This window comes from Amycolatopsis sp. NPDC059021, assembly GCF_042739895.1.
Classification (GTDB): Bacteria; Actinomycetota; Actinomycetes; order Mycobacteriales; family Pseudonocardiaceae; genus Amycolatopsis.
In genome coordinates this window covers 1-25,728 of record NZ_JBHYIQ010000060.1, presented here as the reverse complement: position 1 = coordinate 25,728, position 25,728 = coordinate 1, and the positions used below count along the sequence as shown (strand labels likewise).

Genomic DNA, 25,728 nt, shown 5'->3' with positions numbered 1-25,728 from the left:
TCCGGTACCCGGGAGAGAAGCAGGCCACCTGGCCGTGACCGCGGAGCCGCCCGGCACCGCGGGCGTCGACCAGCGGCCGAAACGCGCTTGGCTGCTCGCCCGCGTCGTCGTCACGGTCGTCTTCTTCGGTCACGTCGCGGTCGGCCTGACGACTGTCCTCACGGCACACCTCGGGTTCGTCCGCACCGCGTACGCCGTACTGGCGCTGGCCGGGCTGCTGGCGATCCAGTTGCTGTACTTCAGCAGGTCCACCATCAGGCTCGGATCGCGGCTGAGCGTGCTCGTGCTGCTCGGCCAGGCCGCCCTCGCCTATCTCCCGCTCCTCACCTTCGGACAGCTGTGGACCGGCCTGCCCGCGTTCGTGGCAGGCAGTGCCCTGCTGGTGTTCCCGCCCCGCTTCGCCTGGCCGGTCTTCGGGGCCGTCATGGCCTCGGCGGTCGCCATCCAGGCGTCGCTGACCGGCGACCTCGTCGACATCCTCTACACGCTCTTCGGCATGTGCACCTTCGCGCTCGACGTCTACCTGACGAGCAAGCTCGCCCGGATGGTCACCGAGCTGCACGACGCGAGGTCCGAGCTGGCCCGGCGCGCGGTCGCCGAGCAGCGGCTGCGGTTCGCCAGGGACCTGCACGACCTGCTCGGGCTGAGCCTGTCCGCGATCGCGCTGAAGGGCGAGCTGGTCCGCCGCCTGATCTCCCGGTCCGGCGAGCAGGCCCAGCGCGCGCTGACCGAGATCACCGATCTCGCGCAGAAGACCCTTTCGGACGTACGCTCGGTCGCGCGCGGGTACCGCGAGGTCTCCCTGGCCAACGAATTCCGGACCGCGGAATCCCTGCTGAACGCGTCCGACATCGCCGTGCAGGTGCATCTGGACCACGACGCGCTGCCCGTCCAGACCAGGTCCGCACTGGCCAAGGCGCTGCGCGCGGGCGTGACCGACGTGCTGCGCCGGAACGGGGTCGAGCACTGCGAGATCTCGGTGTCCCAGCGCCAAAACCGGCTTTCGCTCGTCGTCACCGACGACGGACGCCATGACGAAGACGCCATCGACCAGGACGAGCTCGCCGCGCTCCGCGAAGAGGTCTCCGCGCTCGGCGGCACCATGTCGGCCGGTCTCGACGAACGCGGCAGCAACCGGCTGAGTGTCGAGCTGCCGCTGCCCGCGGACGGCGTCCCCGGCCCGAACGCGAACGGGCCGGGCGAGAGCCGTCCGCCCGCCGACGCGCGTCTCGTCCGGAACCTGCTCATCGCGACCTTCACCACCTTCACCATCGGGGTGGAGCTGCGGCTGCTGTACCTGACGCGCGAGTGGTGGCAGATCGCGCTCACCGCCGGTTATCTGCTCGCGCTGCTCGCCCTGCAGCTGTCGTACTTCAGCCGTCCGGCGACCCGCCTGCGGTCGCCGCAGACCTACGGCCTGCTGTTCGTCCAGGCCTGCCTGATCTACCTGCCCCTCATCCCGCTCCAGCAGCACTGGGTGAGCATTCCCGGGATGCTCGCGGGCAACGCGCTGCTCGTCCTCCCGCCCATCGGCGGCTGGACCGTCTTCGCGCTGACGGTCGGGAGCGTCGTCTGGATCAACATCGCGCAGGGCGTACAGGCGACCTACGTCGTCTTCGCCGCGACCTCGGCGGTGTTGTCCAGCATGATCGTGTTCGGGCTGATCTGGCTCCTGCGGCTGGCCACCGAGCTGGACAACACCCGCAGGCGGCTCGCGCAGGTCGCCATCGCGGAGGAACGGCTGCGGTTCGCCAGGGACCTGCACGACCTGCTCGGGATGACGCTGTCCGCCATCACCCTGAAGAGCCAGCTCGCCTGCCGGGTCCTGCAGCTGGACCGGGACAAGGCGAGCGACGAGGTGGACGAGATCCTCGGCCTCACCAGGCAGGCGCTTTCGGACGTCCGTTCGGTCGCCAGCGGCTACCGGGAGCTGTCGCTGGAAAGCGAGTCGCGCACCGCACAGTCCATTCTGGTCGCCGCGGATGTCCGGGTGCGGCTGGAGATGGAGCATCAGGACCTTCCCGCGCCCGTCCGGACCGTGCTCGCCGTCGTGCTGCGCGAAGGCGTCACGAACGTGCTCAGGCACAGCGAGGTCGAACACTGCGAGATCGCGGTGCGGCGCGTGGAGAACAGGGTGAGCCTGGAGATCGTCAACGACGGCGTCCGGTCCGGTAACGGGTCCGCCGCGCCCAGGGCCGACGGACGTGCCGAAGCGGCGAGCAGCGGGATCGAGAACATGTCGGAGCGGGTGACCGCGCTCGGTGGCAGGCTGACCGCGGGGATCGAGCCGGACGGCCGGTTCCGGCTGCACGCCGTCGTCCCGGCGTGAGACCCGGCTACAGCCAGCCCGCCTCCTTCGCGATCCTGATCGCGTCGACCCGGTTGCGCGCGTTGAGCTTCGCCACGACGGTGGTGAGGTAGTTCCGCACGGTTCCGGCCGAGAGATACAGCTGCGCGGCGACCTCGACCGTTTCGTAGCCCTCGGCGGCCAGCCGCAGCACGTCGATCTCCCGGCCGGTCAGCGGACAGTCCACTGTGTCCCACGCGGCCAGCGCGAGATCACCGTCCACCATGCGCCGTCCGGCGACGACGCCGCGGATGGCGTTGGCGAGCTTGTCCGGCGGGGCGTCCTTGAGCAGGAAGCCGCTGACCTTCGCGGCCAGCGCCCGGCGCAGCGTGCCGGGCCTGCCCAGGCTGGTGAGGATCAGGGTCCGGCACCCTGGCAGCTGCTCGTGCAGTTCCCCCGCCGCGGTCAGCCCGTCCTTTCCCGGCAGGTCGATGTCGATCACCGCCACCTGGACGCCGGCGGACCGCGCGACGGGCAGGATCTCGTTTCCCGAGGCGACTTCCGCGACGACGTCGATGTCGGGTTCGAGCCGGAGCAATGCGACCAGCGCCCCGCGGACAATGTGCATGTCCTCGGCAACCATTACCTTGATCACCCGGCCCCCATTCGCCACGCCCCCGAGTGTCAGTTAAACACTTCGCAGGTGACTATCGTTGAGCCATTCGGGTAACGCGACCACGGGGAGCCGGAAAAACGGGCGGACCACCGGCCCGAAAGGGCTGTGAGGATATCCGCTCGCATTCGTCCGATCACCACACGTGACTCGTGCACTGTTCGAGAACCCGGGCGCGCAGACCCGCAATTCCGCCTTTCGAAAAAATGGAAAACCGGTCGCCGGGTGCGCCTTGCCGCGCCACCGGCGACCGGCCTGACACGGTGCCGGCCGGGCCCTGACCTCCCTGGTGATCGCCGCCGGAGGTCAGGCTGCCTCGAGAACCGGCGAGGTACATGCCGATGTGGGGGCGAGTGCGAGATCGCCATTCGCCCACTGGTCGAAGCGGGCGATCTCGAGTTCGGCCGAGCGATCGCAATTCTGCACATCCACACCGAGGTCGGCGAGGAGGGAAATGACGTCGCTGGAAATTGACTTGATCATTCTCTGCTCCCAGTGGTGAATCACAACGTTTCACGTATTCCAAATAGTCCCCTCGCGCCCACCCGGATTCCAGTGCCCACATCACCGTGCAGCCGTGCTTTGTTCATGCTCCGGGCAGCGCACGCGGCACTAGCCCGATGGAGCTACGAGAACGAGGATTTCGCGGCAATTCTCCCTGTGATCGTCACCCGGCGTAGCCGCACACTCCGGATACGCCGAACTTCTCGCCGCGGCCGATCCGACAGACCGCCACGGGATCCACCTGCGACGATTACCGAACGTGACCACGTCCGAAAGTCACGAAAATGGGTATGCGAAACGCATGTCCGCGCCGTGGGCAACACATATCCACTCATTGCACGGAGCACTTAAGAAGTAGACGCGAACCCTTCTAGAGTCGTAGCAGAAACAATTCTCAGCCGATCGGCCTTTTCGCTGGGCGGCACGATCGGGGGAATCGGCGACAAGGAGGAGGGCGGCCAGCATGGATGAGATCGTCCGGCGCGCCGTGGCACGCGCCATCGTGACCATGCAGGACAACCTGGGCGAACGGCTCACCATCGACGACATGGCCCGGTCGGCCATGTTCAGCAAGTTCCACTTCTCGAGGGTGTTCAACCAGGTCACCGGGCTTTCCCCGGGCCGGTTCCTCTCGGCGCTGAGGCTGGCCGAAGCGAAGCGGCTCCTGGTGTCCACCACGACGTCGGTGACCGACATCAGCCATCAGGTCGGGTACAACAGCGTCGGCACGTTCAGCGCGCGGTTCAGCAGCAGCGTGGGTGTTCCGCCGTCGTCCTACCGGCAGCTGCGGGGACGGACCCCGCGCGTGCCCGAACAGCGGGAGTGCGCCCGGTCCGGGGCGGCCGTGCGCGGCCAGCTCCGCTGCCCGCCCGCCACGGACATCGGCATGGTGTTCCTCGGCCTGTTCCCCGGCCGCATCACCGAAGGGACACCCGCGCGGCACACGTTCCTGACCGGGGCCGGCCCCTACGTCCTGCAGGACGTGCCGGTCGGCCGCTGGTACGTGCTGGCGCACGCGTGGGGCGCCTGCCGGCTCGAGGACGGGGGACCGCGCCCCTACATCGGTGTCGCCGGGCCGGTCACCATCCTCGAAGGTGTCGCGGCGAGCCTCGCCGACGTCCGGCTGCGGCCCCGTCGCGGGTTCGACCCGCCCACCCTGCTGGCACTCCCGGACCTGCGCCGCGTGGTCCAGCAGCCGATCGCGGTCTGAACGGCGGATTCCCGATGGGCCGGGCGGGGGAACCGGCGACGGGGGACCGCAGAAATCGTTTGCGCTCGAACAACCTGACCGCGGCCGGGAATCCCGCCGATGGGGCGGCGAAGACGGCACCGCTCGCAGCCTCATTTTCCCGGCCTCGAATTCCCCCGGCGATATTGCCCCGGTCGCCGGGCAAGATGCGTACGGATCGCCGCTTGACCGGGTTCCGCGGCAATCACGGCAGGGCGGCCGAATATCGCTGTCGGGTCAGGACAATGGCGTACGATGTGTACGGGGAACAGGAAACGGACTGGGGTGAGGACCATCGTGATCAGGGTGTTGCTCGCCGAGGACATGCACATGGTCCGCGGCGCGCTGGTCGCGCTGCTCAACCTCGAGTCCGACATCGAGGTGGTCGCCGAGGTCGCCTCCGGTGAGGAAATCCTGCCGACGGCGAAGGCCGTGCAGCCCGACGTCGCGGTGATCGACATCGACCTGCCCGGCAAGGACGGGCTCACCGCGGCGATGGAGATCCACGCGAGCCTGCCCGGCTGCCACACCCTGATCCTGACCTCGCTCGGCAGGTCCGGCACCGTGCGCCGGGCGCTGGACGCCAAGGTCAACGGCTTCCTGCTCAAGGACGCGCCGTCGGACAAGCTCGCCAACGCGGTGCGCTCGGTGGCGGTGGGCCGCCGGGTCATCGACAGCGAGCTCGCGCTGACCGCGTGGGAGACCGACGAATGCCCGCTGACCCCGCGCGAGGTCGAGATCCTGCGCCTGACCGCGCGTGGCCGCACGGTCGCCGACATCGCCGCCGAGCTGTACCTCTCGCCCGGCACCGTCCGGAACTACCTGGCCGCGGTGGTCACCAAGCTCAACGCCCGCAACCGGGTGCACGCGATCCGGATCGCCACCGAGGCCGACTGGCTCTGAGCGACCGGCTCATCCGAGGTGGCTCCGCACCTCGAAGGCGCTGAGCGGCACCCTGGCGAACAACCGGTGCGAACCGTCCGGCCGTACGTCCGCGGTGAGCTCGCCGCCGAGCGCGCCGACCCGGTGCCGCAGGTTCCGCAGCCCGCACCCGGCTCCCGCGCACGGCGTCTCCGGCTCCTCGGGGACGCCGTCGTTGACCAGCTCCAGCCAGGCCGCGGTGCCCGAAGCCCGCAGGGTGAGCCGGCACCGGCTCGCCTTGCTGTGCCGGATCACGTTGGTGACGCCCTCCCGCAGCACGGTGGCCAGCGTGGTGGCTACCGGCGGGGACAGCTCGACGGGACCGCGGTCCACGAACACCTCGACCCCGGCGGCCCGCAGGACGCCGATCGCGGCCAGGCATTCGTCGTCGAGGGAGAGGTCGCGGTAGCCCGCCGCGACCGAGCGGACGTCGGCCAGCGCCTTCCGGGACATGTCCAGGAGCTCCGCCAGCTCCTCCATCGCCCGCTGCGGCTGGTCGACGATGAGCCGGTGGGTCAGCTCGCCCTTCAGCGTGATCGCCGAAAGGCTGAGCCCGAGCAGGTCGTGCGCGTCCCGCGAGAACCGCATGCGCTCCTCGGCGACCGCGCGCCGGGTCAGCTCCGAACGGGTCTCGGACCGTTCGGCGGCCAGCCGGGCCGACCAGGTCAGCCCGAACACGACCAGCGCGATGACGGCGGTGGCCAGCGCCGCGGCCGGTCCCGTCGGCGCCGCCGTCCCCGCCTGCCCCGTGAAGCCGGTCAGCGCCCCCACGCCCCCGGCCACCGCGAGTACTCCCGGTATCGCGAGGATCGGCTTGGCCACCAGCAGCAGCCCGCCCGCGAAGAAGCCCGAAAGCACGCTCCACGCGACGCCGAGCTGCAGGATCGGGAGGAAGCCCAGCACGGCCTGCGCGGCGAGCGCGGGGACACCGTGGCGCCTGCCGCCCGGCCGTCCCAGGCAGGTCAGCTGCACCGCGACCAGCCCCGCCAGGTAACCGAGCCCCAGGACCTTGGCGAACCAGGACGCGGCCTGCGCGAGGGCCGGGAGCGCGGCGAGGACCGCGATCCCGGCACAGACCGCCCCGTGCACCGCGACGATCACGAGCGGCTCCGGGCCCTCGGAAATCCGGTCCAGACCACTCGGGAACGCTCGCGGCTCCACCGCGCCGCCGGATACTCCGTTCGCCGCTGCCTGCCGCTTCCGTCTGCCTCTCGTCCTGAGCTCTTTCGCCATTGGTGCCACGGTCGCCCCTCCGCGTCCAACTTCCCCAGTGGCGACAAAGGTAACAGGAAAAACGATTACCAGCCGAAAGGAACAATCGCGCGAGCACTTCGCCCGCGTGCTACCGGCGGCGGCGTAAAACGATCATCCGGTCACCAAGGGAAATCGAGAACGCACTCACCGACACTCACTTCGGCGGGCCATTCCAGTTTCAGTGCCCGGTCCACCCGGTCGCTGGCATCGACCGGGACGGCGTGCGCGGCCAGCCCCATTCCCTTGGCGGTGAGGTAGAGGACCTGTTGCAGCGCCCCGACGTGGACCAGCGTCGTGGTGTACGCGGCGCCGCCGAGCACCCAGGCTATGCGGGACATCCGGGTGGCGATGGTGAGCAGCAGGGACGGCCTGCGGTTGCTGCCGCCCGCGACCATCGCCATGTCCAGCATCGCGCCGAGATCGGCGGCGTCGTCATTGATCAACGTCAGCGTGTGCCAAAGTGGATCATAATGGTAGACGCCCTTCGCCAGGCCGGAACAGCGATTCACGCTCACGTACAGCTCGAGCTCGTAAAGGCACGCGACACTGAAATACGGCCGTTGGGACGCCTCGTGGCTCGGCCCGGAGGGCAGGTGCGCGGGCCCGACCGAGCGGACCCTGGCGGCGCGGTAGAGGAACTCGCCCACCTGTCTCGCGTCCAGCTCACGTTCGGTGAACGCCGGGCAGACGTGGTCGTCCTCCAGCAGCGCGGTGAGCGTCCGCCCCGGCGCGTCCGCGGAGATTTCGGGGCGGTACAACGGAAAAGTCGGCCCCGCGGTGACCGGCTTGACCACCGGCGGCGGCGTCCCGTCGCGCGCGGCGCCGAAGTCCGGCGGGCCCGCGCTCTGCCAGGTGCGGCTGCGGATGTGGAACAGCAGATCGTCGGGTGCCCAGAAGCTCAGCTCCGGATCGTCGTCCTCGGCGAACCGGCCCCGCTCGTCACCGGCCAGCACGACCCCCGCGGCCACCAGGAACGCCACGACGTCCGCGACGACCGCCCACGACAGCCCGGTGACCGCGACGACCTGCGCGATCGACGTCGGCGTCGCGAGTGAGGAGGCGATGACGATCGCGGGGTGCCGTACCAGCAGGACCTGGTAGCGGGCGCAGGGCGAAACCACCAGCAACCCGTCTTCGGCGGGCCGCATCGACACGAACCGGGACAGCTTGAGCGGCTGCTCGCCGGGCACCGGGCGGACCGCGAAACTCGGCGCGAGCGTCACCGGGATCGCCGAGAGCAGGGGCGCCCCGCCGTCGGTGAGCCCGAGGGTGTGCACCACCGAACCGCCCAGCCGGTCGAGCACCTTGCGCAGCGCGACGGCCCAGTACTCGGTGGCGGGCTCCGAGTAGTGGACGGCCGCCGCCACGTTGGTCAGCGAGATCGGCCCGAGCGCCATGCGCCGCAGTGATTCGCGGATCAGCTCGTCGGTCTCGGGGAACTCGAATTCACCCCAGCGGGTGACCACGACGACCGAGCCGTCCTCGCCGAGTTCGACCAAGGCGTCCTCGGTGAGCGACCACAGCTGGATCGTCTCGCCCGGCCCGCCCCTGCCTTGCGGTGTCACCCTGAACTCCCGTACTACGTGTCGCCGGTCTTCCCGGAGCCGTCCTCCCTAGAGGAACAGCGGGAACGGATTGAGCCGCTCGTAAGGCGTCGGCGCGGCCAGCCTGCCGAGCCGCACCGGGGCGTCGAACAGCCTGCCGGGCGCGAAGCGGGCCCAGAACGGCCGCAGTCCCGGCACGATCACCTTGACGACCGGCAGCTCGACGTCGGGGCGGGTCTGATCGAGGACGAGCATCTCCAGGTCACGGGCCGACAGGAGGCGGGCGAGCGCGACCACGTCGTCCCGCACGTCCTTCCGGTGCACGAACTCGAAGTCGCCCTGCGTCCTGGCCGGTACGCCCGCGGCGGGCCGCAGGTACGGCTGGTTGGCCACGGTCGCGTAGCGCATCCAGCGGTCCGCGTCGACGTCGCCGAACGCCGCGCCCTCGCCGGCGAGCGCGGGGAGCAGCTGGTTCAGCTCGGTCACCGCGCGGCGCAGCGCGATCCGCGGGTCGAGGTGCGCGCCGAGGCCCATCATGATCTGTTCCTGCGGCCCGTCGGTCCGGCGGGACAGCGCGACCATCACCGGCACGCCCAGATCCGAGGTCACGTCCAGCGCCCACAGCTCGCGGCCGAGGTCGGTGTAGTGCCCGGCCATCTCCGCGATCAGCGGATCACCGAACGCGCCGAGGTCGACGCCCGGCACCGGCGTGCGGTTGTACCACCACAACGCCACGGCGTCGCGCTCGATCAGCTCCAGAGTCCCTTGCAGGATCGCGTCCTCGAGGCTGCTGCCCGCCGCGCAGCCGTTCGAATCCGCGCGCACGCCCCGGATCCCGCACTCCTGCGGGGCGCCGTAGTAGAGGTAGCCGGTCGGGAGCAGCCTGCGGCGCCCGGACAGCGACCACACCGGTGTCCAGTCGATCTCCTCGTCCTCGTCGAACCGCTCGCAGACGTTCTGGAACGGCGCGTGCTCGGCGTTCCACCTCGCGCGGTCCCGGTACTGCCGCTCGTCGAAGAGCATGCAGCTGTTCGGATGCACCGCTTCGCCGCCGAGCGCGCGCAGCGATCCGCGCACCCGCAGCTCGTCACCCTGGTAGTTGCCGGAAAACCGTTCCACCGCCTCGCAGAGCGCGCCGACCTCGGCGTCCATCGGGGTCGCGCCCTTACCGCCGTTCTCCCCGCGCAGCCCCGCCTGCAGCCCGGCCATCCCGGTGACCGCGCGGGCGCAGTTCAGCCCGGAACGGTAGGCGTTGACGAACGGCGGCGCGTTCCGGTCGCGCTGGATCTCCTTGATGATCCCGGTGACCGGGCTGACCAGATGGCGATAGCGGTCGAGCACCTGGACCGGGGTGAGCGTGCGGTGCCCGCCGCCCGAGGAAGTCACCTTGACGGCGGGGCGCAGCCGCACCGGATGCGCCGTGCGCGCCGCCACGAGCCCCGGGTCCCCGCATTCCGGGCACTGCGGCCTGCGGCGCAGCTCGTGCAGCCTGCCGTGCAGATCGAGCGTGTCGAGCACCCAGACGCACCGCTGCCCCGGATAGCGGTACCCGGCAAGCCATTTGCTCGTTTCGAGCGCGATGAGATGCGCCGCGGCGGCGGTCAGCGGCGGCACCGCGGACACCGGGCGCCGAGCCGGGCCCACGCGGCCGAGCACCGCCTGGACACAGGCCTCGGCGTGCCGGTGACCCCACAGCCTGCTCTCCAGGCAGTGCCAGCAGGCCGAGTCGCCGGGCTGCAGGAACGGGCCGATCCACACCTGCGCCCCGACCGGGCGCGCGAGCAACCACGGCTGCCCGGTCCGGCGGTGCTCGGCGTCGATGCCGGCCAGCCGGGGGTCGAGGTAGTCCTCGCACAGCACGACGGAAAGGTCGGTGGACAGACCACGGTCGCCACGGACCGGTCCGAGCGCGGCCTCGGCAAGCGCCCGCTCGACCTGTGCCGTGTCGACCTCGTCGCCCACGGCGATCAGCCGGACGCTGGCGGGCTTTTCCCGCGCGGCGACCGCGGCGGCGTCGATCCCCGCCGCGTCCCAATAGGCCAGCGTGCGCTCGTCGGCGGCCTGCTCCTCCGGTGTCCGCAGGCTGACCAGCCCGGCCTCGACGAGCCGCGCCAGTAACCCGGTCACCTGCTCGGGCACCATCCCGTCGGGCCGGGCGCGAAGCAGATCCTCCAGGCCGTGGGTCCCGTCCAGCAGAGCGGCCAGCGACGCGATGTGCGCGCCGCGCATGGCGATCACGCCCTGTTCGGAGAACAGGTAGGCACCGTTGCCCTCGCTGATCTCCGCCCGCAGATGCCGTTTGAACGCCAGCGTCGGGCTGACTGCCCCGGCGGTCATCGCGCACCGGGCCGGGATCGCTCGGGTACCGACACTGACTCACGCATGAGCACTCCCTGCCGTGGTGGGACGTACCGGGTTGCAGCAGATCCTCCTGTCGACGGCGGGTGGGCGGCCAGTGCCTGCCACACCGGCCTGATATGCGAAACGCATGTGCCACCGGGGAGGAACCCACGCCCCAGGGGTGGCGAGGGCACTGGTTTCGAGGCGGTGTCTCGGTCACTCTCGACCGAGAGGACGTTCGCCCGCCGCGCCTTCGGCACCGGGCGCACTGTGGGCACCACCGAGCAAGTAAGGACCGGCGTATGACCACGCGCACTTACGGACAGTTCTGCGGCCTCGCCCGCGCGCTCGATCTCGTCGGGGAGCGCTGGGCGCTGCTCGTGATCCGCGACCTCGTACTCGGCCCGAAGCGGTTCACCGATCTCCAGCGGACTCTGCCGAAGATCCCGATGAGCCTCCTTTCGGCGCGGCTCAACGAACTCGAGCAGTCCGGCGTCATCCGCCGCCGGGTCCTGCCGCAGCTGGACGCCGGCGTGGTGTACGAGCTCACCGAGTACGGCAGCGAGCTCGACCAGATCGTCCTCGACCTCGGACTGTGGGGCGCCCGTTCCCTCGGGCATCCCGCGCCCGGCGAGATCCTCACCCTCGACTCCGCCATTCTTTCGCTCTACACCACCTTCCGCGCCGACAACGCCGGCGGCGTCCACATCGCCTACGAGATCCGGCACCAGAACGGCGTGGTCGTCCACGCGCTGATCGACAACGGCACCCTCAAGGCAGGCGAAGGCTCGCACCCGGGCGCCGACCTGGTCGTCGCGCCGACCGGCCCCGGCTTCATCGACCTCCTGTCCGGACGGCTCACCGCCGCGGACGCGATCCGGTCCGGGAAGGTGCGGATCGAGGGCGAGGCCGGGCACCTCGAACTGTTCACGAAGCTGTTCCACATCCCGGCGCCGCCCACGCCGTCCGAGGGCATCGGCTGACCCGCACGGCGCGGATTGTCCCCGGAAAACCGCGGACAATCCGCCGAACGGCGCAACCGGCCGTCCATTATCGGCAATCCGGAGTAACCGTCCAAGCAGGACGAACGACTATCGTCGGAACGATCGTGTTCGTGACCGCCTTAAGGGGCCTGCCATGTCGACGTCCGGAATCGCGCGGCCGACCGGTTTTCTGGGAAGCCTGAACAGCAAATACCACCATCTGGCCCTCGCGGCGTTCATGGTCGTCGTGCTCGCGCACTGGGCCGAGCACCTCGCGCAGGCGTTCCAGATCTACGCGCTGGGGTGGAAAACTCCCGACGCGCGCGGCGTTCTCGGTATTCCCTTTCCATGGCTGATCAGTTCGGAATGGCTGCACTACGGCTACGCGATCGTCATGCTGATCGCGTTGTTCCTGCTGCGGAAGGGTTTCGCGGGGCGTTCCCGGCAATGGTGGAACCTGGCGCTGGGAATCCAGTTCTGGCATCACATCGAACATCTGCTCCTGCTGCTGCAGGCGCAGACGGGCTGGCGTTTTGCAGGCCAGAAAGTGCCGTCCAGCATCATTCAGCTGTTCATCCCCAGGGTGGAGCTGCATTTGTTCTACAACACGATCGTCACCATCCCGATGATCGTCGCGGTGATCCTGCACCGGCGGGCGTCGGCCGCCGAACGCGCGCGGACCGGCTGCTCCTGCGGGGTGCCCCGGTCCACGGCTCCCGCGCTGTCCGGGTCGTGAGGACGCGAACCGCGCGGCGTGGTCTCGCGCTGCTGCTGTTCCTGGCGGGCTGGCTCGGGCTGGGCGTGCTCGCCGCCGCACCCGCGTCGGCACACGTCGAGATCATCTCCAGCACCCCCCGCGACGGCACGCGGCTCGGCGCGTCCCCGGCCCAGGTGTCGGTGGTGCTCTCGGAGAACGTCGGCATCCAGCCCGGCTCGATCCACGTCGTGGACCAGCGGGGCAACCGGGTCGACGACGGGCCGGTGTTCCAGCCCGGCGCCGTCGCCGAGGAACTCGCCGTCCGGCTGAAGCCGAACCTGCCCGAGGCGAGCTATCTGGTCGAATACGCGTTCGTCTCGGCGGACTCGCATCCCGTGCGGGGCACGTTCGCCTTCGTCGTCGGAGCGGGGCCGCTCGTCACCTCCGCCGGGGCGGTGTCGGCGGCGACGGGCACCGACACGCTGGTGGACGTGCTGTTCACCGTGTTCCGATGGGTTTCGTTCGCCGGGGTCGTGCTGCTCGGCGGGCTGCTGTTCGTGCTGACGTGCCGTCCCGCCGGGCGGACCGACCCGCGGGTACGGCAGGTGCTGCGCTGCGGCTGGATGCTCACGGCGGTCACCGCGGTGGCCGGGTTCCTCCTGCAGGGCCCGTACGTGGCCGGGCGCGGGGTGTCGGCGGTGTTCGACCCGGAGATGCTCGCCTCGACGCTGCGGGTGGCATACGGGAAGCTGCTCCTGCTGCGGCTGGCCGCCGCCGGGGCACTGGCGTGGCTGGTCCCCCGGCTGGTGGTGCCGCGCGGCGCGCTGCCCGAACGGCTGCGGTCGCGGTACGAGAACCTCGCGATCGTGGCCGGGTTCGTGGTGCTGCTGACCTTTTCCGCCTCGGGCCACGCGGTGACGGATCCGATCATGTTCTTCTCGATCACCGCCGACCTGGCGCATTTCGGCGCGATCGCGGTGTGGGCGGGCGGGCTCGTCCAGCTGGCGCTGTGCCTGCGCCGTCCCGCCGACGGCGAGGACGCCGGCGCCGTGGTGGCCCGGTTCTCCCGCACCGCCGCGACGTCGGTCGTGGTGGTCGTGCTCAGCGGGGCGTACCTGGGTGTCCGGACGGTGCCGTCGCTGTCCGCGCTGTGGTCGACGACCTACGGGGTGATCCTGCTGCTCAAGCTGGCCGGGTTCGCCGGGCTGCTCGCGCTGGCCAGCGTCGCGCGGCGGGCGATCCTGCACGGGGTGGCCGGGCAGGGCGGCGGCGGAACCGGGGTCCGGACGGTCCAGCTGCGGCGCCTGCGCCTCGCGGTCGGCGCTGAGGTGGTGCTCGCGACGGCGGTGCTGGGCCTGGCGGCGATGCTCTCGTCGATGTCCCCTGCCGGCTGAGTCACGCCGCCGGACGCCGGTGGCTCATCTCGACGGGAGCCATCGGCGGGCGGAACGGGCCCCACGCGAACGCGGGCAGCCAGGGCCCGGGGTCCGCGGACCAGGTCAGCGCGCTGATCTGGTCCAGCGACCGCCGGCCGGCGAGGCTGCGGTAGAGCACGTCGGGCCGCGCGGTGAGGGTGGCCCCGGCCGGTCCCGCGCCGGCGAGCCAGGCGCCGCCGCCCGGGGTGCGGATGCGCAGCGCGGGCAGCCCGCGCTCCACGATCGACCCGGAGAACCCGCGGACGAGGACCTCGAAGCTGGCCACCCAGGCCACGTGCTCGACGGGGAAATCGAGGCCCAGCGCGTAGCGCAGGTCGAGTTCGTGGGTGAAGGCGTCGGTCACCAGGACGTCGCCGCGCTGCCCGCCCGCCGACTCGAGCAGCGGTTCGATCCCGGCGCCGAGGGTGTCCCACCGGTCGAGGAGCTCGCCGAGCCGGAGCTTTCCCCTGGCGGGCGGCACGGCGGCCCCGAAGCGGGCCAGCACGCGTTCGGCGATCTCGACCAGGTGCGCGAGCAGGTCACGGACTGTCCACTCCGGACAGGCGGGCACAGGATGCGCGGCGGCGCCGGGATATTCCTCGAGCAGTCGCCGGATATTGCGCCGCACCTCGGCATAGCCGACATAGTCCTCGGCCACCACGGCGTCCTGCTCACTGATCGTCACACCCGGCCTCCTCGCGAGTTCGGTGACGCTCAGTATGTGCAGGACCTCGTGCCCGTGGTTCTCACGCCGTGCGCACCCGTGGCCCCGGGGTGCCCGCACGGCGAAATCGGAGAAGGTGCAAGGTGACCCGGGGACGGTGATCAACGCGTAGGGACGGAGGCGATCGTCAGTGCACGCCCTGTGGTCCACCGGTGACCAGTGGGCCCTGCTGCCGCCGGTGCTGCTCGCCCTGGTGCTCAGCACCGCGATCGGCATGGAGCGCGAGGCCGGGGCCAAGAGCGCGGGCCTGCGGACACATACCCTGGTCGGGGTCGGTTCCGCGGTGTTCATGCTGGTCTCGAAGTACGGTTTCGCCGATCTGCTGAGCACCGAGCACGTCGCGCTCGACCCGTCGCGGATCGCGGCGCAGATCGTGTCCGGGATCGGGTTCGTCGGCGGCGGGCTGATCTTCGTGCGCCGGGACGCGGTGCGCGGGCTGACCACCGCGGCCACCGTGTGGGTGGCGGCGGCGGTCGGGATGGCCTCGGGTGCCGGGCTGCCGGTGCTCGCGGTGGCCACCACGATCGGGCTATTCGTGATCACGCGAGGTTTCCCGCCGCTGGCGAAATTCGTCGCGCGGCGTCGCAAGGAGCCGCCGATCGTGCGGCTGAGCTACAACGACGGGCACGGCGTGCTCCGCAACGTCCTGGAAACGTGCACCGGGCGCGGCTGGATCGTCGTGCGGGTCGCGGTCGACCGGGAAACGGTTTCCGAGGAAGGACAACGGGTCGCGGTGGTCACGCTGTTGCTGGACGGCCGCGGTGATCTTGCCGACCTCACCGCCGAACTCGCGGAGCTGCCCGGGGTGCGCAGCACCGCCACGGGCGCGGAGGATCCGGTCGAGGAATAACCGGCACGGGCGCGATCGCCCGGGATACGGCACACTGGTGGCAGCCGAAACCCCGGTACCGCAACGAAAACACGCGGCCGAGGAGAAACCATCCAAATGGGAGGTGAGCATGATCCCCGGTGGTGGCGAGGAGAAAGCCCGCTCAGCGACCGGCTTCGACCTGGCGTGGCGCGGTTTCCATCGTGGCCAGGTCCGGGAATTCGTCGAGCTGGCCGAAACCGAGCTACGCCGGAGGACGGCCGAACGCGACGAGGCGCGGCGCCAGGCGGCCCGGCTGGCCGAGGAGAACCGCGAACTGCGCGCGCGGATCGACCGGATCAGCCGCACCCCGATCGCGCCGGACGCGTTGCAGGAGCGTTCGCGGCGGATGATCGAGCTCACCCGCGAAGAGGCCGCGGAAATCACCACGCGGGCGCGGGAAAAGGCCGAGCAGACGCGGCGGGACGCCGAGTTGGAGGCCGTTGAACTCACCCGGCGGGAGCGCAAACTGGTCGCCGACGCCGAAGAGGCCTCGCGCCAGGCCGAGCAACGCCGCCGCGAGCTGGACGAGGAGGCCGCCGCGCGGCGCGCGCGTCTCGAAGAGGATTTCACGCGGGCGATGGCGCTACGGCGCGCCGAGGCGATGCGAGAGCTGGCCGAACGCGACGCGGCCGCGAAAGCCGAAGCCGAACGGCGGGTGCGCGAGGCCGGGGCCCGCGCGCAGAAGATCGTCACCGAGGCCGAGGCCAAGGTGGCCGCGCTGGAAGACGTCCGTGCCCGGCTCGCCGCGAGCCTCGCCGGCTGCCGTGACCTGCTGTCGAAGGCCAATGCCGCGCTCGATCCCGAGCCCGGCGCGGAGAAACCCGCGGTGCCGGTCCAGCGGATCAAACCGGTCGCCGCGCTCACCGACGTCGCGGGTGGCGGCTGATTCCGGCTTGTCCCCGGGCCGCTGTCCCCGGATCATCGGTGGATCTCGGCGAAAGTGGGGGCTTCGTGCGGCTGAATTCGGTAACGGCCGGTGTGGCGCTGGCCGGTGCGCTGTGCGCGAGCACGCTCACCGCCTGCGGAAGCGGCCAGGGGCTGACGATCACCCTGTACGTCAACCCGCAGAACAACCTCCAGCACGTGGTGGACGCCTGCTCGGCGGCGTCGGGCGGGCGGTACCGGATCGAGTACCACAAGCTGCCCCGCGGCGCGGACGGCCAGCGTGAACAGCTTGTACGCAGGCTCGCGGCCGGCGACACCTCGCTGGACGTGCTGGGCCTCGACGTCACGTGGGTGCCGGAATTCGCCGAGGCGGGCTGGGCCGAGCCGTGGACCGGCGCCGCCGAGGCCGAGGCGACCCGCGACGTCCTGCCCGGCCCGTTGTCGACCGCGCGCTGGAACGGCAGGCTCTACGCGGCCACGAAACACACCAACGTCCAGCTGCTCTGGTACGACGACCGGATCACCGCCACACCGCCGAAGACGTTCGACGAGATGATCGCGCAGGCCGGGCGGCTGAAGGCCGAGGGGAAACCGTCGTCGATCCTGTTCACCGGCGCCCAGTACGAGGGCCTCGTCGTCTTCTACAACACGCTCGTGGCCTCACAACGCGGTCACATCCTGTCCGACGACGGCCGGTCCGTGGTGCTGGACGACGGCGCGGTCCGTGCGCTGGAGCTGCTGAAGAAGCTGACGACATCCGGGGTCACCGACGCGTCGCTGGCGAGTCAGAAGGAGGACGAGATCCGGCAGGCCTTCCAGCGCGGGCAGGGCGCGTTCGAGCTGAACTGGCCGTACATCCTCGCCTCCTACGCCAAGGAGAAGCCGCGCGACGTCGGGCATCTGCGCTGGGCGCGGTTTCCCGAGGTGCTGCCGGGGACGCCGAGCCGGGTCACGATCGGCGGATTCAACTTCGCCGTCAGCAGCTACTCGAAGCACAAGCCCGAGGCGTTCGAGGCCGCGTTGTGCCTGCGTAGTCCCCAGAACCAGAAGTACCAGGCGATCGAGGACGGTCTCGCTCCCACCACCCGATCGGTGTACGACGACGCGACACCGCTCGATCCGGCACAACCGCGGTCGACGATCGCCGCGCGGTTCCCGATGAAGGCCGACATCCTGGCCGAACTCTCCGACGCCGCCGTCCGCCCGCTCACACCGGCGTACCAGAGCTTGTCGACGGTGATCTCGAAGGTGCTTTCGCCGCCGTCGGACATCGACCCGCCCGCTGCGGCCGCCGAGCTGCGCGAACGGCTCACGAACGCGCTGAACTCGAAGGAGATCATCCCGTGACCCGCGTCCGATATCGTGGGTCAGATACTCCGGGTGGGTATACTGGGGGCAAGGAACGACAACGAAGGGGCCGGGTGGCATGGCGGGGTACAGCGGCGAACGGGAGGCCTACCTCAAGCGCCTGCGCCGGATCGAGGGCCAGATCCGCGGCCTGCAGCGGATGGTCGAGCAGGACAAGTACTGCATCGACATCCTGACGCAGGTGTCCGCGGCGACGAAGGCCCTGCAGTCGTTCTCCCTCGAACTGCTCGACGAGCACCTCGCCACGTGTGTGGTGCAGGCCGCCGCGGCCGGGGGCGAGGAGGCCGACCTCAAGGTCCGCGAGGCCTCCGACGCCATCGCCCGGCTGGTGCGTTCCTGAGCCGCCTCAGGTGATCACCCCGCCTCGGGCGGGGCCGGGCTCAGGTCCGCGGACAGCCAGTGCTCCGGGCGCAGGAAGACGGCCACGTGCTCGCCGAGCTGGGTCAGCTCGTACTCCACGTAGCCCTCGACCTGGTCCGGCGGCAGGTAGCGGGCGGCCATCTCGGTGGTCCGCTCGCGGCCGCCCGGCTCGATCCTGGTGACCGGCCCTTCCACCGAGACGTAGCGCACCGTCGGCTCCGTCCGCTGGACCATCAGGCTGAAGCGCCCCGCGGCCTTGATCGCCTTGGTTTTCCGCGAGTCCACCCCGGTGTTGATCCACAGTTCGCCGCCCGGCGTGTACTGATACCAGATCGGGACCGTCAGCGGCGCGCGCCCCGGTGCCTCCACCACCGCGAGCGCACCGACGTGCGGTTCGGCCAGGAACTGCTCTCGTTCTTCCACGGATAACGCCATGTCCCGACCGTAGCGGCGACCACCGACAATTCCGGGACGGTCAGTTCGCGACCGCGCGGAAGCCGCGCAGCCGCAGGCTGTTGGTCACCACGAACACCGAGGAGAACGCCATCGCCGCGCCCGCGAGCATGGGGTTGAGCAGGCCCAGCGCGGCCAGCGGCAGCGCCGCGACGTTGTAGGCGAAGGCCCAGAACAAGTTGCCCTTGATCGTGGCGAGCGTGCGCCGGGACAGCCGGATCGCGTCCACCGCGGACCGCAGGTCACCGCGCACGAGCGTCAGGTCGCCCGCCTCGATCGCCGCGTCGGTGCCGGTGCCCATGGCCAGCCCGAGGTCGGCCTGCGCGAGCGCGGCCGCGTCGTTGACGCCGTCGCCGACCATCGCGACCACCCGGCCCTCGCGCTGCAGCCGCCCGACGACCTCGACCTTGTCCTCCGGCATGACCTCGGCGATGACGTGCTCGATGTTCGCCTCGGCCGCGATCGCCTTGGCCGCACCCTCGTTGTCGCCGGTCAGCAGCACCGGCCGCAGCCCGAGCGCACGCAGTTCGGCGACCGCCTGCGCCGAGGTCGGCTTGATCGTGTCGGCCACGACGAGCACCGCGCGGGCCTCGCCGTCCCAGGCCACGAACACCGCGGTCGCGCCGCGCTGCTCGGCCGCGATCCTGGCGTCGTCGAGCTCGTCGCCGATCTCGACGCTCCACTGACGCAGCAGCGCCGCGCGTCCGGCGATCAGGGCCTTGCCCTCGACGATCCCGGTGACGCCCAGCCCCTCGGTGTTCCGGAACTCCTCGACGGCGGGCAGCGCGCCCACGCGCTCCGCGGCGCCATCGGCGATGGCCTTCCCGATCGGGTGCTCCGAGAAGTGCTCGACCGCGCCCGCGAGCCGCAGGACCTCGTCCTCGCTCGTGCCGCCGGTGACGTGGACCTCGAGCAGGCTCATCCGGCCGGTGGTGACGGTGCCGGTCTTGTCGAGCACGATCGTGTCGACGCGCCGGGTCGATTCGAGCACCTCCGGGCCCTTGATGAGGATGCCGAGCTGTGCGCCGCGACCCGTCCCGACCAGCAACGCCGTCGGCGTGGCGAGCCCGAGCGCACACGGACAGGCGATGATGAGCACCGCGACCGCGGCGGTGAACGCCGTGTCGGCCTCGGCACCGGTGGCGAGCCAGGCGACGAGCGTGCCGAGGGCGAGCAGGATCACCACGGGGACGAACACCGCGGACACGCGGTCGGCCAGCCGCTGCACCGCGGCTTTACCGTTCTGCGCCTGCTCGACCAGCCGCGCCAGCTGCGCGAGCCGGGTGTCGTCGCCGACCCGGCTCGCACGGACCACCAGCCTCCCGCCCGCGTTGACGGTCGCGCCGGTGACGGTGTCGCCCGGACCGACCTCGACCGGCACGGACTCGCCGGTGAGCATGCTCGCGTCGACGGCGGAACCGCCCTCGGTGACCACGCCGTCGGTGGCGATCTTCTCGCCGGGCCGCACGACGAACAGGTCGCCGACGCCGAGTTCGCCGATCGGCACCCGCCGCTCACGGCCGTCACGCAGGAGGACGACGTCCTTCGCGCCGAGTTCGAGCAGGGCACGCAGCGCGGCGCCGGAGCGGCGCTTGGACCGGGCTTCGAAGTAGCGGCCGGCGAGGATGAACGTCGTGACCCCGGAGGCGACCTCGAGGTAGATATCGGCGCCGCCGGCCCCGGGCTCGCCGAACAGTGCGAAGCCGTGGGTCATGCCCGGCATCCCGGCCATGCCGAAGAAGAGGGCGTACAGCGACCAGAGGGTGGCCGCGGCGACACCGAGCGAGATCAGGGTGTCCATCGTGGCGGCGCCGTGGCGCAGATTCGTCCACGCGGCGCGGTGGAACGGCCACGCACCCCAGGTGACGACCGGTGCGGCCAGGGTCAGCGAAAGCCACTGCCAGTTGGTGAACTGCAACGCGGGGACCATGGCCAGCAGGATCACCGGGGCGGAAAGCGCCGCGGACCCGATGAGCCTTTCCCGCAGCGGGCGCGTCTCGTCTTCGGGCGCGGCGGCCTCGGCCTCCGGCTTCTCGGGCTGAGGCGCCTTCGCGGTGTACCCGGTGGCCTCGACGACACCGATCAGCTCGTCGACCGATACAGACTCGGGGTATTCGACATGGGCCTTCTCGGTCGCGTAATTGACCGAGGCGGACACCCCGTCCATCTTGTTGAGCTTGCGCTCGACCCTGGCCGCACACGAAGCGCAGGTCATCCCGCCGATCGTGAGCTCGACCCGGTGCGGCGCGGCCGTGGCGGTCATGGGACCAGCCGGTAGCCGGCCTCGGTCACCGCGGCCTCGACCTCGTCCCTGGTCAGCGGCGCCTCGCTGGTGACCTTCACCCGCCCGGTGGCGACGTCCACGTCGACCGAAGCGACGCCGGCGAGCTCGCCGACCTCTTCACGCACGGAGCCGGCACAGTGCGCGCAGGTCATACCCTCGACGGTGTAGGTGGCTTCGGTCATCGGACTCGGCTCCTCGGCACTCGGCGCTGGTTCCGCGGTGGTGATCACCGCCTACCGCCTTTATACCCCTCGGGGGTACGGGTTTGCCACCCCGCCCCCGCGCGGGACCTGGCTCCGGGCAAGGCAGACTTCCCGGTATGCGGAAGATCTACGCGATCGGGATCGGCGCCGGCGACCCGGAGCACCTCACGGTCCAGGCGATCGACCGGCTGAACCGCGTCGACGTGTTCTTCGTGCTGGAGAAGGGTGACGAGAAGGCCGATCTGGTCCGCCTGCGCCAGGAGATCCTGGACCGGTTCGTGACCGAGCCCGGATATCGCGTGGTGCGCGCCGCGGATCCGCCTCGCGACCGTGACCCCGAGGACTACCTGGCGGCCGTGGCGGACTGGCATCGGCGGCGGACCGACGTCTACGAGCGGATGATCCGCGACGAGCTGGCCGAAGGGCAGCACGGCGCGTTCCTGGTGTGGGGCGACCCGTCGCTGTACGACAGCACCATCACCCTGATCGAGGCCGTGCTGGCCCGCGGGACCGTGGCGTTCGAGTACGAGGTCGTGCCCGGGGTGAGCAGCGTGTCCGCGCTGGTGGCCCGGCATCGGACGACGATGAACCAGATCGGGACCGCGGTGCAGCTCACCACGGGCCGCCGCCTGGCTTCGGGCTGGCCCGAGGGCGTCGACGACGTCTTCGTGATGCTCGACGCGCAGACGACGTTCGACAGGTTCACCGACGCCGGGCTGGAGATCTTCTGGGGCGCGTACGTCGGCACGCCGGACGAGATCCTGATCTCCGGCCCGCTCGACGCCGCGCTGTCCGCCCGGATCCGCGGAACCCGCGCCGAGGCCCGCGCCCGGCACGGCTGGATCATGGACGTCTACCTGCTCCGCCGACGCCCCGCGTAGCCGCTAGCCGATCCCGACGGTCTGTCGTTCGGGTTCGATCACGGCCACGACGCGCTCCTGCTCGCGGGAGTACGGCGCACCGATGTACTTCGTGGACAACTGGTCGACGATCTCCCACCCCGCGTCGCCCTCGATCCATTCGACGACCCGCCCACGGATGACGACGGGCGTGAACGGGTTGTCGGCGGGCGCGATGGACAGCGCCACCCGGGGATCGCGGCGCAGATTCCGTGCTTTGCGCGAGCCGGGCCCGGTGATGATGACGATGCGTTCGCCCTGGGTACCGACCCAGACGGGAACCGTATGGGGCGAGCCGTCCGGCAGGACGGTGGCGAGGTGCGCGAGCGAGGTGCCCTCGAGTGCGTTGCGCACGTCGGGTTCAAGCATGGGTCTGCTCCTTCAGCGGTGGTTTGGTCGTGTCGAATTTCGGGACGAAGCCGGTGGCGAGGATCATCGGAGTACCTCGTAGTGAAGATGGGTCACGCCGGGCGCCGGGACGGCTTCCAGCAGGCGGAGGCGTACGTGCTCCGGGAGTTCCCGGAAGAAGCTGTGCCCGGCGCCCAGCAGGACGGGTACCTGGTGGAGGACGAGTTCGTCGACGAGTCCCGCCTTGAGTGCCTCGGTGACCAGGCCGCCGCCCATCAGGGCGACGTCCTTGCCGTCGGGCGTCACGGCGCGGGCCGCGGAAATGGCGTCCTCGACGCCGGTGGTGACGAGGGTCTGCGACGCGCTGATCTCGGGCAGGGGCCGGTGGCTGACGACGAAGAACGGCGCCGTCGGATGCGGGCCGCCCCCGCCGAAATGGCTGGAATGCTCGTAGGTGGTGCGTCCCGCGATCACCGCTCCCACTCGCGCGGCGAAGGTGTCGAAGACCCGGGCGCTCGGCTCGCTGAGCTTGAACCCGTCGAGCACCCGGCTCGGTGTGTCCCCATTGAAATACCAGTCGAACAGCATCGGCGCGTCACCGAGACCGCGGCCGAATTCCTTTTCGCCGTCGGGAGTGCGACCACTGATGAAGCCGTCGACCGAGACGGCGAGTGCGCTGAAGACCTTGCTCATCTTTTGTCCTTCGCTGGTGATCAAATGGCTTGCGGGAAGTCGAAGAACCGGCGCGGGTCGTAGGCATTCTTGATCGCTGCCAGCCGAGGGTAGTTGCCCGCGTGGTACGCCGCGGCCCCATCGCCGAGATCGGGGTCCGGGAAGTTGGGGTAGACCCGCCCCGAGCCCTCGGCATGGGCAGTCGCCCAGGAACGGCAGGCCCACGGGTCGGCCGCGTCGGCGATGTGCTCGAGCAGGAAGCGCTCGCCGCGGTGGGCGAACGCGGTGGCGTCCTCGGCGAGCCGGTTGTAGGCCCCGCCCATCGCGGTGAAAGCGAGTTCCCGCCTGCCCACGGTCCTCGGCTCGTCGAGCTGGGTCAGGAGCGAGGCGAGAGTGCTGCCGGACAACGCGTGGGAGAAGAACTCGGACCGGATCCGCAGGGCGCGTTCGGGCAGTTCCCGCGGGTCCAGATCGGCGAAGGTGTCTTTCAGGCGGGAGTAGGGCAGATCGGCGCGCAGGTCGATGTCCGCCGCCTGATCGGTGAACCCTCGCAGCAGTTCCCGGGTCGTTTCCTCCCCGAGGGTGGACGCCCCGAAAAGGACGGCCTGGACCGGAGTGCCGGGCTCGGACACCAGGGTGAGGTTGACGGTGAGCTCGTCCGGGGCGTCGGGGGCCCAGGCTTGCCAGGCGGCGGCCAGCTCGTCGAGGGCGATGCCCGACCAGCGCGCCTCGATGCGGGTGGTCGTCGGCTCGGGGACGGTGTCGAACCGCAGTGCCGTGACCACCCCGAACTGGCCGCCACCCGCGCCCCGCAGCGCCCAGAACAAGTCCGGTTCGCGATCATGGTCGCACTCCACGACACTGCCGTCCGCGAGCACGACCTGTGCGCCGACGAGTCGATCGCAGGTCAGCCCGTACTTCCGCCCGAGAAGCCCGATCCCGCCGCCGAGGGTGAGACCGGCGATGCCGACGCTCGCGCCGCATCCGGCCGGCAGGGTCCGGCCGTAGATGTGCAGCGCCGAGTACACCTCTCCCAGGCGAGCACCGGCGTGGATCGTGGCGAGTCCGTCATCAGCGACGGAGACGCCGTCGAGACTGGACAAGTCGAGCACGATCCCGTCCGTCGACGATCGGCCCGCGAAACAGTGCCCGCCACCGCGCGGAACGACGCGGTCGCCGGTGGCCGCCGCGTAGGTGATGGTGGCGACGACGTCCGACACCGAACGGCACCGGACCACCAGCCGGGGACGCGTCTCCCGGTAGGCGGCGTTGACCGGACGGCGGATCGCTTCGTAGCCCGGCGAACCGGGGTGGAACGACTCGCCGTCTAGTGCGGCGCGGAACTCGGTCAGGTCGGGCACGAGGACGAACTCTATGAGCGACGTGACAACGATTCTTGAACAAATCGCGCATGGTCAGATTCGGAGCGGCGGCCTGCTCCGGGTGATCAGGAAGGGCTGGTAGGACGCCGCGTGCTCATGGCCGCAGGCGCACCGGTCGATGTCGCCGCCGAGGAGCTGCCGAGGGGTGAGGCCGGTCAGGCGGAGACATTCCCGGCTGAGATGTGCCTGGTCGGCATATCCCACGTCGACCGCCAGGCCCGCCATGCCGTCCGCACCGCGCCGCCCCGTCGCCACGGCGCCGGCCTGGGCCAGTGCGAGGAACCCCTGGAAGCGCAACGTCCGCTGAAGGACCTTGGGACTCACGCCTACCGCGTGCAGGCAGCGGCGGCGCAGTTGGCTGGTGGAGAGCGCCAGATGGGTGGCCAGGCTGTCGAGGTCGACGGGGTGCCACGGCATCAGCGCCCGCACGGCTTCGCCGACCAGCGGATCCACGCGGACCGCACGGCGAAACTCCTGGACGAGGTGGGCTTGCAAGACCATGAGCGCGCGCTCGGGCGCCCCGGACGAGGCCATCTCCTCGACGAGACGGTCCGCTGTGCTTCCCCACAACTCCGCCAGGTCGACGCGCTGATCCACCAGGTCGTCGAGCACGGCCGGCAGGGACGGCGCGGTCCCCGGCTGGAACCGCACACCGACGATGGTGGTCCGCGGCGGAATGACCTCGATCGCCGGACCGGTCAGCGGACCGACCAGCCGAGGACGTCCACCGAGCGGAAAATGGATCTCGACCCCGCCCGTGGGCAGGTGTCGCTGCACGTACGCGGCCGCGCCGGTGCGCTGGATCCAGACTGTCCGCACCACGCCCGCCAGTTCCGGCGCCGGCGCACGCTCGACGTACGACTCCATCACGGTCACCCTCGCACCGAACCGTCCGAACGGGACTGACGTCAAGACCTGGTGGGACACGGCTTGGGGCACTTGCCCGCCGCCGGTGTCGTGAACGCTCCGTTCAGGACGGTGAATGTCGCGTACGCGTCGTTGGCGACACTGGGTTTGGTGGTGTGTGGTGAGGGGCTGTGTCCCGAACGCTCCGTTCAGGACGGTGATCGTCGCGAACGCATCGTTCGTGACACTGGGTTCGGTGGCGTGAGGTGGGGGGTATGTCGCGAACGCTCCGTTCGAGACGATGATCGTCTGGTGCGCGTCGTTCGCGGCATCGGTCCGCTGGCGTGCGAGGTGAGGGGCCTGTCCCGAACGCTCCGGTCGGCAAGTCCGGGCTCTCCCGCGGCCAGGCGGTGGCAGGTCCGTGAGGGCCCCGGCCCCTCTCTAGGAGGCCTTTCCGCGGCTGGCTCTCGGTGAGTGATTCGAGGTCCGCGCAGTGGTCGACGGGAGTGTTCACGGCATGGCAAATAGCGGTAGGGCCCCGGGAGACCCCCGTGATGGTTATCCACGCGCACCACCCCAACGACACA

The 25,728-nt window shown here is 70.6% G+C and carries 24 protein-coding genes; 11 read left to right on the top strand and 13 right to left on the bottom strand.

Going from position 1 to position 25,728, the window contains the following annotated elements:
* The first annotated feature begins 34 nt into the window (after positions 1-34).
* Positions 35-2,329 (top strand): sensor histidine kinase, encoded by a 2,295-nt coding sequence (locus ACFWX1_RS29955; RefSeq protein WP_378392956.1) that lies wholly within the window; start codon positions 35-37, stop codon positions 2,327-2,329.
* A gap of 7 nt (positions 2,330-2,336) precedes the next feature.
* Here the strand turns inward: ACFWX1_RS29955 and ACFWX1_RS29950 are convergent, their stop codons facing one another.
* Positions 2,337-2,942 carry a DNA-binding response regulator gene (locus ACFWX1_RS29950; protein ID WP_378392954.1) on the bottom strand — a complete coding sequence of 202 codons (606 nt, stop codon included), beginning with the start codon at positions 2,940-2,942 and terminating at the stop codon, positions 2,337-2,339.
* Positions 2,943-3,266: 324 nt separating this feature from the next.
* Positions 3,267-3,443, bottom strand: a complete 177-nt coding sequence (locus ACFWX1_RS29945) for a hypothetical protein (protein ID WP_378392952.1) — start codon at positions 3,441-3,443, stop codon at positions 3,267-3,269.
* A gap of 484 nt (positions 3,444-3,927) precedes the next feature.
* Between ACFWX1_RS29945 and ACFWX1_RS29940 the strand changes: the two genes are divergently transcribed.
* Positions 3,928-4,674, top strand: coding sequence for a helix-turn-helix domain-containing protein (locus ACFWX1_RS29940; RefSeq protein ID WP_378392951.1), 747 nt, complete (start codon positions 3,928-3,930; stop codon positions 4,672-4,674).
* 315 nt (positions 4,675-4,989) lie between these two features.
* Positions 4,990-5,595 (top strand): DNA-binding response regulator, encoded by a 606-nt coding sequence (locus ACFWX1_RS29935; protein WP_378392949.1) that lies wholly within the window; start codon positions 4,990-4,992, stop codon positions 5,593-5,595.
* A gap of 9 nt (positions 5,596-5,604) precedes the next feature.
* On the opposite strand, the gene ACFWX1_RS29930 is transcribed toward ACFWX1_RS29935, so the two are convergent.
* The 3 genes from ACFWX1_RS29930 to ACFWX1_RS29920 form a co-directional block, all read right to left on the bottom strand.
* On the bottom strand, positions 5,605-6,846 hold the full coding sequence (locus ACFWX1_RS29930; protein ID WP_378392947.1) for a sensor histidine kinase: 1,242 nt from the start codon (positions 6,844-6,846) through the stop codon (positions 5,605-5,607).
* Between the two features lie 140 nt (positions 6,847-6,986).
* Positions 6,987-8,432, bottom strand: a complete 1,446-nt coding sequence (locus ACFWX1_RS29925) for a SagB/ThcOx family dehydrogenase (protein WP_378392945.1) — start codon at positions 8,430-8,432, stop codon at positions 6,987-6,989.
* 48 nt (positions 8,433-8,480) lie between these two features.
* Positions 8,481-10,748, bottom strand: a complete 2,268-nt coding sequence (locus tag ACFWX1_RS29920) for a TOMM precursor leader peptide-binding protein (RefSeq protein WP_378392943.1) — start codon at positions 10,746-10,748, stop codon at positions 8,481-8,483.
* Positions 10,749-11,053: 305 nt separating this feature from the next.
* Here ACFWX1_RS29920 and ACFWX1_RS29915 point away from each other — a divergent pair, with 305 nt between their 5' ends.
* The 3 genes from ACFWX1_RS29915 to ACFWX1_RS29905 all read left to right on the top strand — a co-directional run bounded on the left by ACFWX1_RS29915 (position 11,054) and on the right by ACFWX1_RS29905 (position 13,825).
* Complete coding sequence (locus ACFWX1_RS29915; RefSeq protein ID WP_378392941.1) at positions 11,054-11,734, top strand: winged helix-turn-helix transcriptional regulator; 681 nt, start codon at positions 11,054-11,056, stop codon at positions 11,732-11,734.
* A gap of 154 nt (positions 11,735-11,888) precedes the next feature.
* Positions 11,889-12,470, top strand: a complete 582-nt coding sequence (locus ACFWX1_RS29910; protein ID WP_378392939.1) for a hypothetical protein — start codon at positions 11,889-11,891, stop codon at positions 12,468-12,470.
* On the top strand, positions 12,467-13,825 hold the full coding sequence (locus tag ACFWX1_RS29905; RefSeq protein WP_378392937.1) for a copper resistance CopC/CopD family protein: 1,359 nt from the start codon (positions 12,467-12,469) through the stop codon (positions 13,823-13,825). Before ACFWX1_RS29910 ends, ACFWX1_RS29905 begins: the two co-directional genes overlap by 4 nt.
* Position 13,826: 1 nt before the next feature.
* On the opposite strand, the gene ACFWX1_RS29900 is transcribed toward ACFWX1_RS29905, so the two are convergent.
* Positions 13,827-14,531, bottom strand: coding sequence for a maleylpyruvate isomerase family mycothiol-dependent enzyme (locus tag ACFWX1_RS29900; protein WP_378392935.1), 705 nt, complete (start codon positions 14,529-14,531; stop codon positions 13,827-13,829).
* A gap of 169 nt (positions 14,532-14,700) precedes the next feature.
* Here ACFWX1_RS29900 and ACFWX1_RS29895 point away from each other — a divergent pair, with 169 nt between their 5' ends.
* From ACFWX1_RS29895 to ACFWX1_RS29880, 4 genes are all read left to right on the top strand, one after another.
* Positions 14,701-15,420, top strand: a complete 720-nt coding sequence (locus tag ACFWX1_RS29895) for an MgtC/SapB family protein (RefSeq protein WP_378392933.1) — start codon at positions 14,701-14,703, stop codon at positions 15,418-15,420.
* Between the two features lie 109 nt (positions 15,421-15,529).
* Entirely contained in the window at positions 15,530-16,327 is a 798-nt protein-coding gene (locus ACFWX1_RS29890) for a hypothetical protein (RefSeq protein WP_378393022.1), read from the top strand.
* Positions 16,328-16,392: 65 nt separating this feature from the next.
* A complete protein-coding gene (locus ACFWX1_RS29885) occupies positions 16,393-17,673 on the top strand; it encodes an ABC transporter substrate-binding protein (RefSeq protein WP_378392931.1) in 1,281 nt (426 codons plus the stop codon).
* 79 nt (positions 17,674-17,752) lie between these two features.
* Positions 17,753-18,034 carry a metal-sensitive transcriptional regulator gene (locus ACFWX1_RS29880; protein ID WP_326420055.1) on the top strand — a complete coding sequence of 94 codons (282 nt, stop codon included), beginning with the start codon at positions 17,753-17,755 and terminating at the stop codon, positions 18,032-18,034.
* A 14-nt stretch (positions 18,035-18,048) separates the two neighbouring features.
* Here ACFWX1_RS29880 and ACFWX1_RS29875 read toward each other — a convergent pair whose 3' ends face one another.
* From ACFWX1_RS29875 to ACFWX1_RS29865, 3 genes are read right to left on the bottom strand one after another with little or no spacing between them, the layout of a single operon-like run.
* A complete protein-coding gene (locus ACFWX1_RS29875) occupies positions 18,049-18,489 on the bottom strand; it encodes a pyridoxamine 5'-phosphate oxidase family protein (protein WP_378392929.1) in 441 nt (146 codons plus the stop codon).
* A 40-nt stretch (positions 18,490-18,529) separates the two neighbouring features.
* Positions 18,530-20,770: a heavy metal translocating P-type ATPase gene (locus tag ACFWX1_RS29870; RefSeq protein ID WP_378392927.1), complete on the bottom strand. Its 2,241-nt coding sequence runs from the start codon at positions 20,768-20,770 to the stop codon at positions 18,530-18,532.
* Positions 20,767-20,973, bottom strand: a complete 207-nt coding sequence (locus tag ACFWX1_RS29865) for a heavy-metal-associated domain-containing protein (protein ID WP_378392925.1) — start codon at positions 20,971-20,973, stop codon at positions 20,767-20,769. Before ACFWX1_RS29865 ends, ACFWX1_RS29870 begins: the two co-directional genes overlap by 4 nt.
* A 137-nt stretch (positions 20,974-21,110) precedes the next feature.
* Here ACFWX1_RS29865 and cobF point away from each other — a divergent pair, with 137 nt between their 5' ends.
* On the top strand, positions 21,111-21,875 hold the full coding sequence (gene cobF / locus ACFWX1_RS29860) for a precorrin-6A synthase (deacetylating) (protein ID WP_378392923.1): 765 nt from the start codon (positions 21,111-21,113) through the stop codon (positions 21,873-21,875).
* A gap of 3 nt (positions 21,876-21,878) precedes the next feature.
* On the opposite strand, the gene ACFWX1_RS29855 is transcribed toward cobF, so the two are convergent.
* The 4 genes from ACFWX1_RS29855 to ACFWX1_RS29840 all read right to left on the bottom strand — a co-directional run bounded on the left by ACFWX1_RS29855 (position 21,879) and on the right by ACFWX1_RS29840 (position 25,162).
* The gene (locus ACFWX1_RS29855; protein ID WP_378392921.1) at positions 21,879-22,262 is read right to left on the bottom strand and encodes a PPOX class F420-dependent oxidoreductase; all 384 of its coding nucleotides are present in this window, start codon (positions 22,260-22,262) and stop codon (positions 21,879-21,881) included.
* 63 nt (positions 22,263-22,325) lie between these two features.
* Positions 22,326-22,934 carry a dihydrofolate reductase family protein gene (locus ACFWX1_RS29850; protein WP_378392919.1) on the bottom strand — a complete coding sequence of 203 codons (609 nt, stop codon included), beginning with the start codon at positions 22,932-22,934 and terminating at the stop codon, positions 22,326-22,328.
* Positions 22,935-22,954: 20 nt separating this feature from the next.
* Positions 22,955-24,274 (bottom strand): FAD-binding oxidoreductase, encoded by a 1,320-nt coding sequence (locus ACFWX1_RS29845; protein ID WP_378392917.1) that lies wholly within the window; start codon positions 24,272-24,274, stop codon positions 22,955-22,957.
* Between the two features lie 54 nt (positions 24,275-24,328).
* Positions 24,329-25,162, bottom strand: coding sequence for a DUF6597 domain-containing transcriptional factor (locus tag ACFWX1_RS29840; RefSeq protein WP_378393020.1), 834 nt, complete (start codon positions 25,160-25,162; stop codon positions 24,329-24,331).
* Positions 25,163-25,728 lie beyond the last annotated feature (566 nt).

What these genes read in the sequence shown, in the direction of transcription:
- ACFWX1_RS29945 (WP_378392952.1), bottom strand. Translation starts at nt 3,443, where the DNA reads ATGATCAAGTCAATTTCCAGCGACGTCATTTCCCTCCTCGCCGACCTC.
- ACFWX1_RS29940 (WP_378392951.1), top strand. Translation starts at nt 3,928, where the DNA reads ATGGATGAGATCGTCCGGCGCGCCGTGGCACGCGCCATCGTGACCATG.
- ACFWX1_RS29930 (WP_378392947.1), bottom strand. Translation starts at nt 6,846, where the DNA reads ATGGCGAAAGAGCTCAGGACGAGAGGCAGACGGAAGCGGCAGGCAGCG.
- ACFWX1_RS29920 (WP_378392943.1), bottom strand. Translation starts at nt 10,748, where the DNA reads ATGACCGCCGGGGCAGTCAGCCCGACGCTGGCGTTCAAACGGCATCTG.
- ACFWX1_RS29915 (WP_378392941.1), top strand. Translation starts at nt 11,054, where the DNA reads ATGACCACGCGCACTTACGGACAGTTCTGCGGCCTCGCCCGCGCGCTC.
- ACFWX1_RS29910 (WP_378392939.1), top strand. Translation starts at nt 11,889, where the DNA reads ATGTCGACGTCCGGAATCGCGCGGCCGACCGGTTTTCTGGGAAGCCTG.
- ACFWX1_RS29890 (WP_378393022.1), top strand. Translation starts at nt 15,530, where the DNA reads ATGATCCCCGGTGGTGGCGAGGAGAAAGCCCGCTCAGCGACCGGCTTC.
- ACFWX1_RS29880 (WP_326420055.1), top strand. Translation starts at nt 17,753, where the DNA reads ATGGCGGGGTACAGCGGCGAACGGGAGGCCTACCTCAAGCGCCTGCGC.
- ACFWX1_RS29875 (WP_378392929.1), bottom strand. Translation starts at nt 18,489, where the DNA reads ATGGCGTTATCCGTGGAAGAACGAGAGCAGTTCCTGGCCGAACCGCAC.
- ACFWX1_RS29870 (WP_378392927.1), bottom strand. Translation starts at nt 20,770, where the DNA reads ATGACCGCCACGGCCGCGCCGCACCGGGTCGAGCTCACGATCGGCGGG.
- ACFWX1_RS29865 (WP_378392925.1), bottom strand. Translation starts at nt 20,973, where the DNA reads ATGACCGAAGCCACCTACACCGTCGAGGGTATGACCTGCGCGCACTGT.
- cobF (WP_378392923.1), top strand. Translation starts at nt 21,111, where the DNA reads ATGCGGAAGATCTACGCGATCGGGATCGGCGCCGGCGACCCGGAGCAC.
- ACFWX1_RS29855 (WP_378392921.1), bottom strand. Translation starts at nt 22,262, where the DNA reads ATGCTTGAACCCGACGTGCGCAACGCACTCGAGGGCACCTCGCTCGCG.
- ACFWX1_RS29850 (WP_378392919.1), bottom strand. Translation starts at nt 22,934, where the DNA reads ATGAGCAAGGTCTTCAGCGCACTCGCCGTCTCGGTCGACGGCTTCATC.
- ACFWX1_RS29840 (WP_378393020.1), bottom strand. Translation starts at nt 25,162, where the DNA reads ATGGAGTCGTACGTCGAGCGTGCGCCGGCGCCGGAACTGGCGGGCGTG.